Annotated in this window: 12 protein-coding genes; 5 read left to right on the plus strand and 7 right to left on the minus strand. The window is 71.5% G+C overall.

Translation table 11 applies throughout. The features are described 5' to 3' along the window. Positions 1-2 precede the first annotated feature (2 nt). Positions 3-1,556 carry an alpha,alpha-trehalase TreF gene (treF, locus tag ACMGDM_RS17910; protein WP_436805523.1) on the plus strand — a complete coding sequence of 518 codons (1,554 nt, stop codon included), beginning with the start codon at positions 3-5 and terminating at the stop codon, positions 1,554-1,556. Between the two features lie 8 nt (positions 1,557-1,564). On the opposite strand, the gene ACMGDM_RS17915 is transcribed toward treF, so the two are convergent. From ACMGDM_RS17915 to ACMGDM_RS17930, 4 genes are all read right to left on the minus strand, one after another. Next, on the minus strand, positions 1,565-1,966 hold the full coding sequence (locus ACMGDM_RS17915) for a BLUF domain-containing protein (protein ID WP_436805491.1): 402 nt from the start codon (positions 1,964-1,966) through the stop codon (positions 1,565-1,567). Between the two features lie 110 nt (positions 1,967-2,076). After that, positions 2,077-5,748 (minus strand): error-prone DNA polymerase, encoded by a 3,672-nt coding sequence (locus tag ACMGDM_RS17920; RefSeq protein ID WP_436805492.1) that lies wholly within the window; start codon positions 5,746-5,748, stop codon positions 2,077-2,079. Between the two features lie 37 nt (positions 5,749-5,785). Continuing rightward, positions 5,786-8,536 carry a DUF6504 family protein gene (locus ACMGDM_RS17925; protein ID WP_436805493.1) on the minus strand — a complete coding sequence of 917 codons (2,751 nt, stop codon included), beginning with the start codon at positions 8,534-8,536 and terminating at the stop codon, positions 5,786-5,788. Beyond that, positions 8,451-9,200 (minus strand): ImuA family protein, encoded by a 750-nt coding sequence (locus ACMGDM_RS17930; RefSeq protein WP_436805494.1) that lies wholly within the window; start codon positions 9,198-9,200, stop codon positions 8,451-8,453. Before ACMGDM_RS17930 ends, ACMGDM_RS17925 begins: the two co-directional genes overlap by 86 nt. A 309-nt stretch (positions 9,201-9,509) precedes the next feature. On the opposite strand from ACMGDM_RS17930, the gene ACMGDM_RS17935 reads away from it, so the two are divergent. The 4 genes from ACMGDM_RS17935 (at position 9,510) to ACMGDM_RS17950 (ending at position 14,283) form a co-directional block, all read left to right on the plus strand. Beyond that, on the plus strand, positions 9,510-10,787 hold the full coding sequence (locus ACMGDM_RS17935; RefSeq protein ID WP_436805495.1) for a 3-methyl-2-oxobutanoate dehydrogenase (2-methylpropanoyl-transferring) subunit alpha: 1,278 nt from the start codon (positions 9,510-9,512) through the stop codon (positions 10,785-10,787). Positions 10,788-10,991: 204 nt separating this feature from the next. Continuing rightward, positions 10,992-11,996: an alpha-ketoacid dehydrogenase subunit beta gene (locus ACMGDM_RS17940; RefSeq protein ID WP_436805524.1), complete on the plus strand. Its 1,005-nt coding sequence runs from the start codon at positions 10,992-10,994 to the stop codon at positions 11,994-11,996. A 6-nt stretch (positions 11,997-12,002) separates the two neighbouring features. Further along, complete coding sequence (locus ACMGDM_RS17945; protein WP_436805496.1) at positions 12,003-13,421, plus strand: dihydrolipoamide acetyltransferase family protein; 1,419 nt, start codon at positions 12,003-12,005, stop codon at positions 13,419-13,421. Between the two features lie 43 nt (positions 13,422-13,464). Continuing rightward, entirely contained in the window at positions 13,465-14,283 is an 819-nt protein-coding gene (locus tag ACMGDM_RS17950) for a hypothetical protein (protein WP_436805497.1), read from the plus strand. A 103-nt stretch (positions 14,284-14,386) separates the two neighbouring features. Here ACMGDM_RS17950 and ACMGDM_RS17955 read toward each other — a convergent pair whose 3' ends face one another. The 3 genes from ACMGDM_RS17955 to ACMGDM_RS17965 all read right to left on the minus strand — a co-directional run bounded on the left by ACMGDM_RS17955 (position 14,387) and on the right by ACMGDM_RS17965 (position 16,895). After that, the gene (locus ACMGDM_RS17955; RefSeq protein ID WP_219747946.1) at positions 14,387-14,530 is read right to left on the minus strand and encodes a lmo0937 family membrane protein; all 144 of its coding nucleotides are present in this window, start codon (positions 14,528-14,530) and stop codon (positions 14,387-14,389) included. Between the two features lie 245 nt (positions 14,531-14,775). Beyond that, on the minus strand, positions 14,776-16,122 hold the full coding sequence (gene miaB, locus ACMGDM_RS17960) for a tRNA (N6-isopentenyl adenosine(37)-C2)-methylthiotransferase MiaB (protein ID WP_436805498.1): 1,347 nt from the start codon (positions 16,120-16,122) through the stop codon (positions 14,776-14,778). Further along, a complete protein-coding gene (locus tag ACMGDM_RS17965; protein WP_436805499.1) occupies positions 16,113-16,895 on the minus strand; it encodes a lysophospholipid acyltransferase family protein in 783 nt (260 codons plus the stop codon). Before ACMGDM_RS17965 ends, miaB begins: the two co-directional genes overlap by 10 nt. Positions 16,896-16,968 lie beyond the last annotated feature (73 nt).

The following is a 16,968-nucleotide window of genomic DNA, read 5'->3' on the forward strand; positions in this document are numbered from 1 at the left end:
GCATGCGGCGCGTCGCGGCGTTGCTCGCGCTCGCGCCGCTCACCCTGCTGCCGGGCACGGCCTGGGCGCAGACCGCACCGTCGGCAGCGGCGGCACGCGTCTATCCCGCCTCGCCGGCGGAGCTGTTCGGCGCGCTGTTCGATCAGGTGCAGCGCCGCCGGCTCTTTCCCGACGGCAAGACCTTCGCCGATGCCACCGCGAAGCGCGCGCCGGCGGCGATCATGGCCGACTATCGCCGCGCCGGTCCGCTCGACGATGCTGCGTTGCGCGCCTTCGTGCACGCCAACTTCGACGTGCCCGAGCCGGGGCGTACCATACCGCCCAGTGCCGCGCGCCCGCCGCTCGCCACGCATATCCGCGCGCTATGGCCGCAGCTCACCCGGCCGCCGCTGAGCCCGCCGCCGGGCTCGTCCGCGCTCGCGCTGCCGCGACGCTATGTCGTGCCGGGCGGTCGCTTCCGCGAGATGTATTATTGGGACAGCTATTTCACGATGCTCGGCCTGGAAGCCGACGGCGAGCACGCGCTGACGCGCGACATGGTGGAGAATTTCGTCTCGCTGGTCGAGCGCTACGGCCACGTCCCGAACGGCACCCGCACCTATTACGTCAGCCGCTCGCAGCCGCCGTTTCTGTATTTGATGATGGGGCTGGTGCGCGACGCGGATCGCTCGACCCAGGCGCGCTGGCTCGACGCGCTGATCGCCGAGCATCGCTTCTGGGTCGAGCAGCGTTCGGCGACGATGCCCGATGGCGCGCGGCTGCAGCATTATGGTGACGGCAAGGCGACCCCGCGCGACGAGAGCTATCGCGAGGACGTCGAGACAGGGAAGGGAGACGCGCGCGTCTACAACGACCTGCGCGCCGGCGCCGAGAGCGGTTGGGACTATAGTTCGCGTTGGTTAGGGGATGGCCGCACGCTGGCGACGATCGACACCACGCAGATCATAGCCGTCGATCTCAATAGCCTGTTGTACGGCATGGAACGGGCGATCGCGGCACGCTGCCGCGCGCTCGGGCGCCCCTGCGCCGCGACCTTCGAGCGCGCCGCCGAGGTGCGCCAGCGCGCGATCGAGCGGTGGCTGTGGGACGCCAGCGTCGGGTGCTACGGCGACTATGACCTGCGTCGACAGCGGCTCCGCACCGGCGTGACCGCCGCGACGGCCTATCCGCTCTTTACCGGGGTGGCGGCGAGGGCGAGGGGTACGCGCGTGGCGGCGACGATCGCGCGCACCCTGCTGGCCGCCAACGGTCTGCGCACCACCCAGGCAGCGACGGGGCAGCAGTGGGACAGGCCGAACGGCTGGGCTCCGCTGCAGTGGATCGCGGTGGACGGGCTGCGGCGTTATGGCGCCGACCGGCTGGCGCGGCAGGTCGGCACCCGCTTTCTCGCCACGGTGGAGCGCGAGTATCGCGCCTCGGGCAAGCTGCTCGAGAAATATGACGTCGAGGAAAGCCGCGCCGGCGGCGGCGGCGAATATCCCACGCAGGACGGCTTCGGCTGGACCAACGGCGTCACCCGCGCGCTTCAGCAGCGTTATGGTGCCGCGGCGCGGTGACTCTCGGATCATGGTCGCTCGGGCGGTAGCGTACGGCCGTTCGACGCGGCGACGCCCGCCAGTGCGCGCTTTACCGTGGCGAGGAACGCGGCCGCGGCGGGCTGATCGTCGATCCGGCGATAGTCCATCGCCCAGTCGCCGAACTGCCGCGCCGCGATCGGCGCGTCGCTGACACAGCCGATCGCATAATGGCGTGGGTCGCGCCCGATCCGGGCCATCAGCGCGTGCAGCGCGGGTGCGCTGCCCTCGATCGCCTGGATGAAGCGCGTTCCGTCATGGAGGAGCAGGCCGGTGATGCCCTGCTGGGCATTCCGCTCGGCGGCGACACGGTGCAGGTCGGCGGCAGCCGCGTCGTCGAGCGGCGTGGTGGCGCGGCTGATATAGACGATCTGGTGAAGCGGGTCGGCCATGGCGAGGGGGCGTCCGGTCTGAAGCGCCGGCATAAGGCCGCCACGTGCAGCATGACGGTGAACGACAGGACGAGATAGTGAATATCACCGTCGGTGTGACGTGGATCGCATCAGTGGAAATCATGCGTGGCGATCGGGATCACGTCGTCGTGACGCTCACGGAAATGATAGTCGGACCGGGGGCGTGGCTGCCATCCCCTGTCGCCGCGATCGGGCGCGCCGGGGTAGGTGGCGCCGTCGCCGCGCGCCACCAGCCGCGGCAGATCGACGTCGCCGACCGAGCGCAGCAGCGCGGTGCAATCGGTCACGCGATCAACGATGACATGGATCACCGCGCCTTCCTTCTGCACGCGACCCTTGAGGCTGACCATCGCCGACGACATCACGGTACGGCGCTGCGCCTCGAACCGGTCGGGCCAGAGGATGCCGTTCGCCACCCCGGTCTCGTCCTCGATCGTGATGAACAGCACGCCCTTGGCCGAGCCGGGGCGCTGGCGCACCAGGATGATCCCGGCGACCTCCACCAGCTTGCCGTCATGTTGGCCGAGGTCGGCGCAGCGGGTGACGCGCGCGTCGTCGAGCCGCGGGCGCAGGAACTGAAGCGGATGCGCGCGCAGCGACATCTGGGTGGCGCGATAATCCTCCACCACCTCGCGCCCCTGGGTGAGCCGCGCGAGCGTCACCGGTTCCTCGCGCCGCTCGATCCCGGCGAGCAGCGGCAGCGGCGCCTCGCCCAGCCCGCGGATCGCCCAGAGCGCCTGGCGGCGGTCGAGCCCGAGCGCGTGAAAGGCGTCGGCGCGCGCCAGTTTTTCGAGCGTCGCCAGCGGCACGCCCGAGCGACGCCACAGATCCTCCACCGAGGTGAACGGCGCGCGGGCGCGAGCGGTGAGGATGCGGCCGGCGTCCTCGCCCGAGAGGCCGTGAATGATGCGCAAACCAAGGCGGAGCGGGGCGAGCGGGGCGGCGTCGTGTTGTAGCGGTTTGCCGGTGGATACGAGCGTGTGACCGACCTCGCTCGAGCGGCCGTGCTCCTGCGCACGCCGGAGCCTAGTGCCGTGCGCGTCACGCTCATGGCCCTGGGCTCCGGCGTTCGCCGCAGCACGATCACGCCCTGATGAGGCAGACTCGGCATCCGCCTCACCCCGGCGCAGGCCGTGGTCCGGTAGCGAAGGCCGTCGCGGCTCTCGCGTCACTCTCCCCCAACCGTCATCCCGGACGTGTTCCGGGATCCAGCCCTCCGCTGGTGCCTCGATCACGGCGTGCGCGGCACCCTGGATCCCGGAACACGTCCGGGATGGCGGAGGAGCGGGTGGTGAGGGCGTCGCCGTTCTCCGGCCGTCCGAGGCCGCACCACGCCGCACACTCCCCCCGTGCGCCGCGGGCAAATCCTCCACCAGCGTCGTGTCCCACTCGCTCTCCAGCACGCAGGGCGGGCGCACCTCCACGCCGTGCGCGCGCGCGTCGCGGACGATCTGCGCGGGGGCGTAGAAGCCCATCGGCTGCGCGTTGAGCAGCGCCGCGCAGAACACGTCGGGGTGGTGGCATTTCATCCACGACGAGGCGTAGGCGATCTTGGCGAAGCTGGCGGCGTGGCTCTCGGGGAAGCCATAGCTGCCGAAGCCCTCGATCTGCGCCACCAGCCGCTCGGCGAACGCCTCGCTGATGCCGTTGCCGCGCATCCCCGCGATCAGCCGCTCGCGGAAGCGCCCAACCCCGCCGGTCAACTTGAAGGTCGCCATCGCGCGGCGCAGCTCGTCGGCCTCGCCCGGCGTGAAGCCGCCGCCGATGATCGCCACCTGCATCGCCTGCTCCTGGAACAAGGGCACGCCCAGCGTCTTCTCCAGCACCGCGCGCAGCGCCTTATTGGGATATTCCACCGTCTCGCGCCCTTCGCGGCGCTTGAGATAGGGGTGGACCATATTGCCCTGGATCGGCCCCGGCCGCACGATCGCGACCTGGATGGCGATGTCGTAGAAGGTCCTTGGCTTCATCCGCGGCAGCATGCTCATCTGCGCGCGGCTCTCGATCTGGAACACGCCGAGCGTGTCGGCCTGCTGGATCATCCGGTAGGTCGCCGGATCGTCGCCCTGCAGCGCCGGGCTGGCGAGGTCCATGTCGACGTTCTTGTGCGCGGCGAGCAGGTCGAAGGCGCGGCGCATGCAGCCCAGCATGCCGAGCCCGAGGATGTCGACCTTCATGAAGCCGAGCTCCTCGATATCGGCTTTCTCCCACTCGATCACACGGCGGTCGACCATCGCGGCGGGCTCGATCGGGACGAGCTGGTGGAGCGGGTCGCGCGTCAGCACGAAGCCGCCGGGGTGCTGCGACAGGTGGCGCGGCGTGCCGATCAGCTGCTTGGCGAGATCGAGCGCGAGCGCCAGCCGCGGCTCGGCGGCGTCGAGGTGGAGCGCCGCGACATGCTCGGTCGGCACGCCCTCGTTCGACCAGCCCCATACCTGGCTGGCGAGCGCGCTGGTCATGTCCTCGGGCAGGCCGAGCACCTTGCCCACCTCGCGGATCGCGCCGCGGGTGCGGAAGCGGCTGACCACCGCGGTCAGCGCGGCATGGTCGTGGCCGTAGCTCTCGTAGATCCACTGGATCACTTCCTCGCGCCGCTCGTGCTCGAAATCGATGTCGATGTCGGGCGGCTCGCTGCGCTCCTCCGAGATGAAGCGCTCGAACAGCAGTTGGTGCTTGATCGGGTCGATCGAGGTGATGCCGAGCACGAAACAGATGATCGAGTTGGCCGCGCTGCCGCGCCCCTGGCACAGGATTTGCTGCCCGCGCGCGAAGCTGACGATCGAGTTGACCGTGAGGAAATACGGCGCGTAGCCCATACGCTCGACCAGAGTCAGCTCGTGCTCGAGCTGCTGGGCGTAGCGCGGCGGCGGCGTGCCCTCGAACAGCCGCGCCAGCGCGTCGCGCGAGAGGCGGGTCAGCGCTTCCTGCGCGCTGCGCCCGCTCATCACCAACTCGTCGGGATATTGATATTGCAGCTCGCGCAGCGAGAAGGTGCAGCGCTCGACGATCGCCGCCGCGGCGGCGAGCGCCTCCGGCCGGTCGCGGAACAGCCGCGCCATCGCGCCCGGCGGCTTGAGGTGGCGGTCTGCACTGCGCTCGCGACGCAGGCCGAGTTCGTCGATCGTGCATTTCTCGCGGATCGCGGTGACGACGTCCTGGAGCATCCGCTGCTCGGGCGCGTGGTACAGCACGTCGCCGGTGGCCAGAGGGGTCAGCCCGTGCGCGCGCGCCGCCTCGCTCAACCGGTGCAGCCGCAATTGCTCGCCAGGTCGGCGATAATGGGTGAGGCAGACGTGGCCGGCCTCGCCGAACAGGTCGGCCATCCAGCGCATTGGCTCGAGGTCGGGCGCGTGGCCGGGGACGAGCGCGGCGACCAGCCCCTGTGCGTGCGCCGCCACGTCCTCCCAGTGGAGGAAGCAGCGCCCCTTCTCACCGCGCTGCGCGTCGGCGCGCGCCTTGCCGCGGCTGAGCAAGGTGGTGAGCCGCGACCAGCCGGCGCGGTCCTCGGGCCAGACCAGCAGCGAGGCGCCGTCGACCAGATCGAGCCGGCAGCCCGGGATCGAGCGCACCTCGAGCCCGCTGTCGCGGCGCACCTGGTCGCAGGCATAGAGCGCGCGCACGACGCCCGCGACCGAGTTGCGGTCGACCACGCCCAGCGCGGGCATGCCCATCGCCGCCGCGGTGGCGACCAGCTGCTCGCATGACGAGGCGCCGCGCAGGAACGAGAAATGCGTGGTGACCTGGAGCTCGCTGTACGTCACAGAGACGCGCGCCAGTGTCGAGGTGGCATGGTCCCGCTCACCCGAACGTCCCGTGCATGTACCAGCTAAGGTCGCCGGTCTCGCCGCGCTCGCCGTCGCCGCGGCGGAACAGCCAGTAGCGCCGGCCCGCCTCGTCCTCAACCTGGTAATAGTCGCGCACCGCGTCGCGCTCGCCGCGGCGGCGCCACCATTCGCCCGCGATCCGCTCGGGGCCGTCGCCGCGCACCACGACATGCGACTCGCCGCGCCAGGTGAAGCGCTTGGGCGGCTGGTCGGGCAGCTCGGCCAGCACATGGTCGAGCGGCTCGGGGCGGCGCAGCAGCCGCGTCGGGCGTGGCCAGCGCGGGTGCCACGGATGATCCGCGTCGCGCGTGTCGAGCCGGCGCACGTCGTCGCGGCGCAGCGTCGGCGCGGCACGCTCGGGCGGGTCGAGCGGCGCGGCACCCGTCACCGAGCGCTCGGGCACGTCGCTCTCCACCGCGCGCGCGCGCCACAGCCGCGCCGCGCCGATGCGGTTGACGATCGCGTCCACGAGGGGTGCGAGGTCGGGGCGTTCCCCCTCGGCGAGGTCGCCATCGAGATATTCGGGCGAGAGCGGGTCGGCGCGCTGGACGTGGAGCGTCAGCGCCTCGATCCCGAAGCCGGGGTCGATCCGCTCGACGCGGCGCAGCAGCAGCCGGCGCAGGTGATCGCGCGCGCGCGTCGGCCGCGCGAAGCCGACCCGCAGCGTCTGCACCGCGGCGTCGACCCGCGTCGCGGCGAGCAGCAGCTGGCGCGCGCCGCGCCCCGCGCGCGCCAGCTCGGCGGCGAGCCGATCGACCAATTGCCCGATCCAGTGCGCGATCGGCTCGGCGGTGAGCAGCGGCTCAGCGAAGCGCTGCTCCACCGTAATCGCCACCGGCGGCACCACCGGGGCGAGCGGCTCGGGCGCGCGCCCGCTTGCCTGGTCGAGCCGCTGCGCCAGCGCGGTGCCGAAGCGGCGTGCCAGCGGCGCGCGCGGCAGCGCGGCGAGCTGGCCGACGGTGTCGACGCCGAGCCGGCGCAGCAGCTCGAGCGCGCGCTCGTCGACGCGGAGCGACGCCACCGGCAGCGGCGCGAGCGCGTCGAGCGTCGCGCCCGGCGGCAGGATGGTCACGCCGCCCCGCTCGGGTTCGGCATGGTGCGCGCAGGCCCAGGCGGCGCCGGCGGTATCGGCGATCGCGACGCGCGCGGTGATGCCGAGCCGCGCGAGCAGCCGCACCAGCCGCCGCGCCAGCCGCGACTCGCCGCCGTGGAGATGCGCCACGCCGGTGAGGTCGAGCAGCAGCGACTGCGAATCCTCGATCGCCACCACCGGGGTCCAGCGCCGCGCCAGTGCGACCGCGAGGCGGTGGAGCGCGCGGTCGTCGCCCTCCGGGTCGGCGTCGCGCACGACGATCTCGGGGGTGGCGGCGCGCACCTGGGTCAGCGCCATGCCGGGCTCGACCCCGATCGCGCGAGCCGCGGGCGAGGCGGCGGCGATCTCGACGCGGCTGCCCACCTTCTGCACGGTGACGAGCGGCGGTGCGCGGTCGGCTGCGACGTCGGCCGGGGCGCTCGCGGCGGCGTCGCGACAGACGCGCGCGACCGTGCCGGCGGTGGTGCGGCCGGTGTCGAAGAAGGCGGCGATCTCCTTGACCGCGGCGCCGGGGTCGTTCGAGCCGGGGCGGCGCTCCTTGGCGGCGGTCTTGTCCGGGTGCGGCCCGTCGCCGGGATAGCGGATCGCGGGCATCGCGTTCAACGCGCCGCTCAGCGCGGGGGAGACGTGGGGCGCGCGCGGGGCGGGGCGGGAATCCGGTACGACGGGGGTGTCTGAGATGGAAGCCGGAGGGCCGTCGGCTGCGGTGGAGACGTGCGCCACGAGGCGGACGGTGGGGCTCGCACCCTCCCGCCCTTTTCCGTCATCCCGGACCTGTTCCGGGATCCAGCCTTCCGCGCACGCCTCGGCCGCTGATGGCGCGGAACCGTGGATCCTGGAAAACGTCCGGGATGACGAAGGGGAGGAAAGCGAGGGTCGCGCCTCGTCACCGCGGCCCTGCGCCGAGAGCCGTCGTCCCGCGCGAGTCGCCGCCGGTTCGCTCGCGGCACCCCGGATTTCGGAACACATCCGGGATGACGAAGCGGAAGAGGGTAAGGGGCGCGCGTCGTCACCCCGACCTTGCGCCGGGGTCCATCGTGCCGCGGGCACCGGGGTGGGTTGGCTCGCGGCACCCTGCGCTCGGTCGGACGGCGGCAAGGCGGGTAACGGTCGCGCCCCGGCCTCCCCCATGCCGCGCTCACGCTGGCGCGACGTCGGCCGCACGCCCTCGCCGCCGGTGCGCACCGGCGGCATCACCGGCTCGGGCCAGCCGCTGGATTTGCCGCCGTCGTCACCGGGCAGCCGCTTGAACGGATGTTCCGCCGCCTCGCTGCGCCGCCCCATCTCGCGCATCGGCGGACGCTGGTGCGGCGCGATCGCGGCGACGCGCCGCGCGACGTCGGCGCGCGTCTCGCCCGCCCAGCACGCGCCTGCGCCGCCGGTGGCCTCGTCGACACCGCGCAGCGGGCCGGGCAGATAGCCGCCGTCGTCGCGCGCCCAGCGCGCGCCCGGGCGCCAGCCCGAGTTGCGCGGCGCGTCGCACTGCTTGCCGCCCTGCTCGGCGTCGCCCGCAGCCTTCAGCGCGGCGAGGTTGAGCGCGACTCGCTCAGGCGGCGGCGCGAGCGCCGGCTCTGCCCGCCGCAGCCGGTCGATCGACCAGTCGGGCAGGTAGAGCGATGCGACCCGTCTCATCGCATGCCTCCACGATTGTCTGAAAAGGTTCGCCGTTGCGCTGCCGCACCAGCGCGAGGTCCCAGCGCGCGCGCCCTACGCCGGCGACCGGCAGCGGCGCCGAGGGGGCAGAGCCGACGCGCCACCGCGTCACCGCCGCGGAGGGCACCGCGAGCGGGTCCGCGCCCTCGCGCGCGTGGCGCTTGAGCAGCAAGGCGATGGTGCGCCCGCCCTCGGCGGCGAGCTGGAGCCGGCGCGTCGAGGCCATCGCCGCACGGCGCGTCTCGCCAATGACCGCGCCGAGCGCACGGTGGCGCAGGCCCTCCTCCATTAGCGCGAGCACCTCGGCATCGTCGCTCGCTTCGGCGTAGAGCACGCGATCGGGCGCGAGCCCCGACTGGTAGAGGCCGGGCGCGAACAGGTCGCGTCGCCGCACCACCCACAGCACCGGCCCCCAGGCGCGCGCGGCGACGCCGGCGAGGAACAGCGTGGCCGAGGCGTCATCGCCCATCGCGGGCGTGGCGGCGGCGACCTCGTGCAGCGCGTCGAGCCGCAGACCGCCGTTGGCGAGCCGTTCGTCGACCGCGGGCACGCCGAACGGCAGCACCGGGCGACGGTGATGGCCATCACCCTCGATCGCGCTGAGCGTATCGCGCAGGGACTGGAGGACGCTCGACTCGGACACAGGTGACGACTCGCTGGTGGAGCGTCGTTCTTACTTTGTTCTGTAGACGTGAGTCGAGTCGCTATGTGGTGAGGAGAGGCGGCCATGTCGCGCTACCTGCCCTGGGCGCGCTGTCCGAGCGTCTCTGCCACACGCTTGCCTCCTCCTGGCGTCGGGCCGTAGCGTCGCGTTCCACCGACACGAAGGTGGCCGTCACGCCGCAGCTTCTACCTCCTCACCCGCAGCAGGGGGCTTCCGCTTCGCTTGAAATATAATTACAAGCCGCCGCGAAGCCTCCCGGACCCAATCGGGCGGCCAGGAGAGTGGACCTTGGGCGACGCCCGCAACCTGAAGCCGCTGACGCTGCACGTCCCCGAGCCGCGCTTCCGCCCCGGTGACGCGGCCGATTTCGGCGACCTCGAGGTGCCCCCCGCCGGCGCCGCGCCGCGCCCCGACATCGCCGCGCACCCGCGCGACTTCACCGACCTCGCCTATACGATGGTGCGCGTGCTCGACGAGCAGCACCAGGCGGTCGGCCCGTGGAACCCGCGGCTCAGCCCCGACACGCTGCGCCGCCTGCTACGCCACATGGCGACGGTGCGCGCCTTCGACGAGCGCATGTTCCGTGCGCAGCGCCAGGGCAAGACCAGCTTCTACATGAAGTCGCTCGGCGAGGAGGCGGTGGCGGTGGCCGCGGCGCACGCGCTCGACGCCGAGGACATGTGCTTTCCGTCCTATCGCCAGCAGGGGCTGCTGATCGCGCGGGGCTGCCCGCTGGTCGACATGATGAACCAGATCTACTCGAACACCGGCGACAAGCTGCAGGGCAAGCAGCTGCCGATCATGTACTCGGAGAAGCGCTTCGGCTTTTTCTCGATCTCGGGCAATCTCACCACGCAATATCCGCAGGCGGTGGGCTGGGCGATGGCCTCCGCTTCCAAGGGCGACACGCGCATCGCCGCGACCTGGTGCGGCGAGGGCTCCACCGCGGAGGGCGACTTCCACTCCGCTCTGACGTTCGCCACCGTCTATCGCGCGCCGGTGATCTTCAACGTCGTCAACAACCAATGGGCGATCTCGAGCTTCTCGGGCTTCGCCGGGGCGGAGGCGACCACCTTCGCGGCGCGCGCGATCGGCTATGGCATCGCCGGGCTGCGGGTGGACGGCAACGACCCGCTCGCGGTCTATGCCGCGACGCTGTGGGCGGCGGAGCGCGCGCGCACCAACGTCGGGCCGACGCTGATCGAGCATTTCACCTATCGCGCCGAGGGCCACTCCACGTCGGACGACCCGTCGCAGTACCGCTCCACCGGCGAGCCGACCGCCTGGCCGCTGGGCGACCCGGTGCGCCGGCTCAAGGACCATCTGGTGACGATCGGCGAATGGGACGAGGCGCGGCAGGAGGCGATGGATCGCGAGGTCGCCGAGGAGGTCCGCGCCGCGCAGAAGGCGGCGGAGGCCAATGGCATCCTCGGCCACGGCCTGGCGCAGCCGCTCGACTCGCTGTTCGACGGCGTGTTCGAGGAGATGCCCTGGCACCTGCGCGAGCAGCGCCAGATGATGATCGACGAGGAAGCGGCCAGCGGGCGGCCGTGGGCGCGGAAGTGACGAGGGCACTCCCAATCCTCCCCAGAATGGGGAGGGGGATCGCCACGCGTCAGCGTGGTGGTGGAGGGGGCTCTCCGCGGACGACAGCGCTGGTGGAGAGCCCCCTCCACCACGCCGCTTCGCGTCGCGGTCCCCCTCCCCGCGAGCGGGGAGGATTTGGATACTGACATGACCGATGTGATCGACACCCCCACCACCACTCGCATGAACATGATCCAGGCGATCAATGCGGCGATGGACGAGATGATGGCGCGCGACCCCGACGTGATCGTGATGGGGGAGGACGTCGGCTATTTCGGCGGCGTCTTCCGCGCCACCGCGGGGCTGCAGAAGAAGTACGGCAAGACCCGCGTGTTCGACACGCCGATCACCGAGATAGGCATCGTCGGCGTCGCGATCGGCATGGGCGCCTATGGCCTGCGTCCGGTGCCCGAGATCCAGTTCGCCGATTACATCTACCCCGCGCTGGACCAGCTCGTCTCCGAGGCGGCGCGGCTGCGCTACCGCTCGGCCGGCGACTTTACCGCGCCCATCACCGTGCGCTCGCCCTATGGTGGCGGCATCTTCGGCGGGCAGACCCACTCGCAGTCGCCCGAGGGCATCTTCACGCACGTCTCGGGGATCAAGACGGTGATCCCCTCCACCCCCTACGACGCCAAGGGGCTGCTGATCGCCGCGATCGAGGACAATGACCCGGTGCTCTTCCTCGAGCCCAAGCGGATCTACAACGGCCCGTTCAACGGCCATTGGGACCGTCCGGCGGAGAATTGGTCGAAGCATCCCGGCGGCGAGGTGCCGACCGGATACTACACCGTCCCGCTCGGCCAGGCGAAGGTGGTGCGCGCGGGCGAGGCGGTGACGATGCTCGCTTATGGCACGATGGTGCACGTCTGCGCGCAGGTGGTCGCCGACACGGGGGTGGACGCCGAGATCATCGACCTGCGCACGCTCGTCCCGCTCGACATCGAGGCGATCGAGCGCTCGGTGAAGAAGACCGGGCGCTGCATGGTGGTGCACGAGGCGACGCGCACCGGCGGCTTCGGCGCCGAGCTGGCCGCATTGGTGCAGGAACGCTGCTTCTATCACCTCGAGGCGCCGGTCGAGCGCGTCACCGGCTTCGACACGCCCTACCCGCACAGCCTGGAATGGGCCTATTTCCCCGGCCCGGTGCGGATTGGCCAGGCGCTCAAGAAGATTCTCAAGGACTAAACGCACATGGCGCGCTTCACCTTCAAGCTGCCCGACATCGGCGAGGGCATTTCCGAGGCCGAGATCGTCGCCTGGCACGTCCAGGTCGGCGACCGCGTCGAGGAGGATCAGCAGCTCGCCGACATGATGACCGACAAGGCCACGGTCGAGATGGAGAGCCCGGTCGCGGGCGTCGTGGTCGAGCGGGCCGGCGAGGTCGGCGACCAGGTCTCGATCGGCGCGCCGCTGGTGGTGATCGAGACCGAAGGGGATAGTGCAGTCCCGCCGCCGGTGGAGGTGGATACGCTGGAGGCGGAGAATCCGGGCGTGGAGGAGAGCCAAATTCTCCCCGGTACGCACGCCGGCGAAGCCGGTGGTGGAGGGGGCGCGCCGCAGATGCTGCCGGCGGCGGAGTCCCCTCTACCATCCGCGACGCCTGCGGAGCCCCCCCTCGGCCCCCTGCCTTCGGCGAGCGGTGCCCAGCATCGGGTTGACCATGCCCCGCATGATCAAGGATCGTCCGGGGGAGGATCCGACCCGATGCTCCGTGCCGGGCAGGATCTAAGAGTTCTCGCCTCCCCCGCAGTGCGCGCCCGCGCGCGCGACCTCGGAGTCGACCTCGCGCAGGTCCGCGTCGCCGAGGGCGACCGCGTCCGTCACGCCGATCTCGACGCCTTCCTCCGCTACGGCGGCGGGGAGGGCTATCACGTGCCGCACGCCAGCCGCGCGCGCCAGGACGAGCAGGTCCGCGTCATCGGCATGCGCCGCCGCATCGCCGAGAACATGGCCGCGGCGAAGCGCCACATCCCGCATTTCACCTATGTCGAGGAGATCGAGGTCACCGCGCTGGAGGCGCTGCGCGCGCAGCTCAACGCGCGCCGCGGCGAGCGGCCCAAGCTGACCTTGCTCCCGCTCCTCATCGTCGCTCTGTGCCGCACCTTGCCCGACTTCCCCATGCTCAACGCGCGCTACGACGACGAGGCCGGCGTGGTGACGCGCCACGGCCGCGTCCATCTCGGCATGGCGGCGCAGACCGACGCCGGGCTGACCGTCCCGGTGATCCGCGACGCGCAGGACCGCAACGTCTGGCAGCTCGCCACCGAGATCGCGCGACTCGCCGCCGCGGCGCGCGCGGGGAAGCTGCGGCCCGACGAGCTCGGCAACGGCACGATCACGCTCACCTCGCTGGGGCCGCTCGGCGGGATCGCGACGACGCCGGTGATCAATCGACCCGAGGTGGCGATCATCGGGCCCAACAAGATTGTCGAGCGCCCCGTCTTCGTCGCTCCCGAGGAGGCCGGGCGCGGCGATGCGATCCGGCGGGCCAAGCTGATGAACCTGTCGATCAGCTGCGATCACCGCGTGGTCGACGGGCATGACGCCGCCAGCTTCGTGCAGGCGCTGAAGGGCCTGATCGAGGTGCCGGCGCTGCTCTTCGTCGACTGACCCGGGTGCATCGGGACAACGCGTCGCGTACAGCCGGCGCGCCATGCACCTCGGCCTCATCCAGTCCCTCAGCCTCGCCGGCGACTCGGCGACCCCCAACGACGATCGCGCCGGCGCCAGCGCGCGCTGTGCCTGGGTGATCGACGGCGCCACCGATCTCGGCGCGCCCGGGTTGCTCGGCGATCGCGGCGGTGCGGCCTGGCTCGCGGCGACCGCAGATGCCGCGTTCGGGGCGGGCGAGGCGGCAAATCTGGAAACGACCTGCGCGCGCGTCTTCGCTACGGTGGCGGAGCGGTTTGCCGCAGAGCGCCGGCGCGATGCTGCGGGCGCGTGGGAGCTGCCGAGCGCGTCCTTCGCCGCGGTACAAGTGGTTGCGGATCGTCTCGCGGTCGCCTGGGCGGGTGACTGCGCGATCCTGCGAGCGGATGCGGCTGGTGAAGCGGAGTGGCTCACGCCCGCGCCCGACCGCGCGGCGGAAAGCGCCGAGGCCGCCGCGCTGGGCGAGCCGCTCGGTGGGCCGCGCAGCCCTGCGATGCTGGCGGATCGCCGCGCCGCGCGGGCGCGACCGGGTCGAAGGGTGATGGGGACCGACGCGGCCGAATCAGCCGCGGCGACCGATCACGCCACCGTCACCGTCGTGGCCGGCGACACGCTGCTGCTGATGAGCGACGGCTTCGCCGCGCTGGTGGACAGCTACAGTGTCTATGACGCTGCGTCACTTACCGCCGCGGTGCGCAGCCGCGGACTTGCCTCGTTGGCTGAGGAATTGCGCGCGATCGAGCGCGCTGATGCCGCCTGCCGCCGCTACCCACGCTTCAAGAGAAGCGACGACGCGACGGCACTGTGGATGCGCGTCTCCTGACGTCGGCGCGCCTGCGAGGTCACGTGCATCGATCGCCCATGGTCGTCTGGTGACGTCCGGCGCGCTCACGGCAGGCCGAACGCCAGCCTGCGACGCGGCTCCGCTAGACGCGGCGGCCGCTGAACAGCTGCACCAGACCGACGATGATCGCGATCACCAACAGGATATGGATCAGACCGCCGGCGACATGGAGGCTGAAGCCGAGCAGCCAGAGCACCAGGAGAATTACCGCAATCGTCCAAAGCATTGATCAATCTCCTGAGTTGTAGGAGAAAAACACGTTCTAACCGGGGCTGTTCCGCACGGCGGCAACATTTCGTTACATCACCGATGGCGGGTCCGACGGTGCCACGCCGGGCGGAGCCGACGCGCCGAACGTCGGATCTACCTGATGCTTCTGCGGAGGCAGGAGCCCAGCGCCGCAAACGCCAGCCCTCCGACGCTCGACTCCGGCGTTCGCCGCCGCACGGGCCGGTTGACGAGGCTCAGATGCTAAGCCGCCGCGCGCAGTGTCACAGTGCCGGTCAGCGAATTGGGACCGGCCGCGGCGAGCGTCACGTCCACCAGATCGCCGATCGCATGCTCGCCGATGAGATGCACGGATTGCAGCCAGGGCGACTTTCCGAGCCATTGCCCCGGCAGCTTGCCGCGCCGCTCGATCAGCAGCTGGCATCGCCGTCCAACGCTTGCGGCGTTGAACGCGGCCTGGTCGCGGTTGAGCGCGGCCTGGAGCCGTTGCAGCCGCTCATCCATCACCGCGGCGGGAAGCTGCGCCCCCAGCTCGGCCGCAGGCGTGCCCGGGCGCGGCGAATATTTGAAGCTGAACGCCTGCGCATAGCCCACCGCTTCGACGAGCCGCAGGGTCTCCTCGAACTCGGCGTCGGTCTCGCCGGGGAAGCCGACGATGAAGTCGCCCGACAGCGCGATGTCCGGCCGCGCGGCGCGGACCCGATCGAGCAGCCGCAGATAGCCGTCGACCGTGTGCGCCCGGTTCATCGCGCGCAGTACGCGGTCGCTGCCCGCCTGCACCGGCAGGTGGAGGAAGGGCATCAGCGACTCGACATCGCGGTGCGCGTCGATGAGCCCTTGCGCCATGTCGTTGGGATGGCTGGTGGTATAGCGGATGCGCGCAAGCCCGGGCAGGCGGTCGAGCGCGACGATGAGGTCGTGCAGCCCGCGCCCGTCATCCTCCCAGGCGTTGACGTTCTGGCCCAGCAACGTGATCTCGCGCGCGCCCGCATCGACCAGCGCGCGGGCCTCGTCGAGGATGGCCGCGAACGGCCGGCTCACCTCGGCGCCGCGGGTATAGGGCACGACGCAATAGGTGCAGAATTTGTCGCACCCTTCCTGCACCGTGAGGAAGGCGCTGGCACCGACGCGGCGACGCGCCGGCAGGCTCGCGAACTTGGAGGCGAGCGGCATGTCGGTATCGAGCGCGGCCTCGCCCGCGGCGGCGCGCGCCACGAGCCGTGGCAGGTTGTGATAGGCCTGCGGGCCCACCACCACGTCGACCTTGGCGCGGCGGACGATCTCCTCGCCCTCCGCTTGCGCGACACAGCCCGCCACCGCGATCATCGGTGCTTCCGCGCCGCGCGCGCGTGCGTCCTTGCGCAGCCGACCGATGTCCGAATACACCTTCTCGGTCGCCTTCTCGCGAATGTGACAGGTGTTGAGCACCACCAGGTCGGCGGCGCCGGGATCGTCGGTCTTGACCAGCCCGTCCGCGGCCATCAGCTCGGCCATGCGCTCGCCGTCATAGACGTTCATCTGGCAGCCGAACGACTTCACGTGGAAGCTCTTCGGCGCGGCCTTGGCATGGATATCATCGATCACGGACATGGTCGGCGCTCTACCGGAACGGGGCGCGCATCGCTAGCCGCCGCCAGGATTCGACGGCGCGCCTCGGCGGCGATCGCCTTGCGGCCACCCGCCGGCGCGAACGGCTCGAGGAAGGTAAGCGTCGCCACGAAGGTGCCGCGCCGCGACAGCACTCGGCGCGCGTGCGCCGTGCCGGGCTCGTCGCCGACCCAGGCGAGGTCGCGCGCGGCGGCCTCATAGTCGATCCGCACCGGCTGGACCATCAGCGCGGGCGGCGCCGGGTCGAGCGCGGCGAGCAGCGCCGCCTTGAACGGCAGCAACGTGACCCCGTCGCTCGTCGTGCCCTCGGGGAAAAGCGCCACCGGCTGGCCGCGCGCGATCGCCCGACGCAGCGCGGCGACCTGTTCGCCGACGCCGAGCCGGTCGCCGCGGCGCACGAAGATGGTGTGATGGAGCGTGCACAGCCAGCCCACCAGCGGCGCGGCGCGCAGCTCCGCCTTGGCCACGAAGGCGCAGCCGCTCGCCCCGGCGAGCAACAGGATGTCGAGCCAGCTGAGATGGTTGGCGAGCAGCACCGCATCGCGCCGCAGCGGCGTGCCGATGACCCGCACGCGGGCACCGAACAGCCGCGCCGACACGCCGAGGAAGCGCCGCGGCCAGGGCGAGCGCGCGCCGACAAGGCGCCACAGGCCATGAAGCGCGAGGGCGAGGAGCAGCCAGCCGACGAGCGCGGCAAGGCGAAGGTAGGCAATCATGCGGCGCTCGGCGCGACCACCGGGAAAGCGATGACCCACGGCGCCATCTCTCTCGCGTATCCGGGCGAAAGCCGCCGTTCAGTTGAGCAAAGGTCAGCGGATATCATGACCG

The sequence above is a fragment of the Sphingomonas larreae genome (genome assembly GCF_051400595.1).
In the GTDB taxonomy this organism is placed as follows: Bacteria; Pseudomonadota; Alphaproteobacteria; order Sphingomonadales; family Sphingomonadaceae; genus Sphingomonas.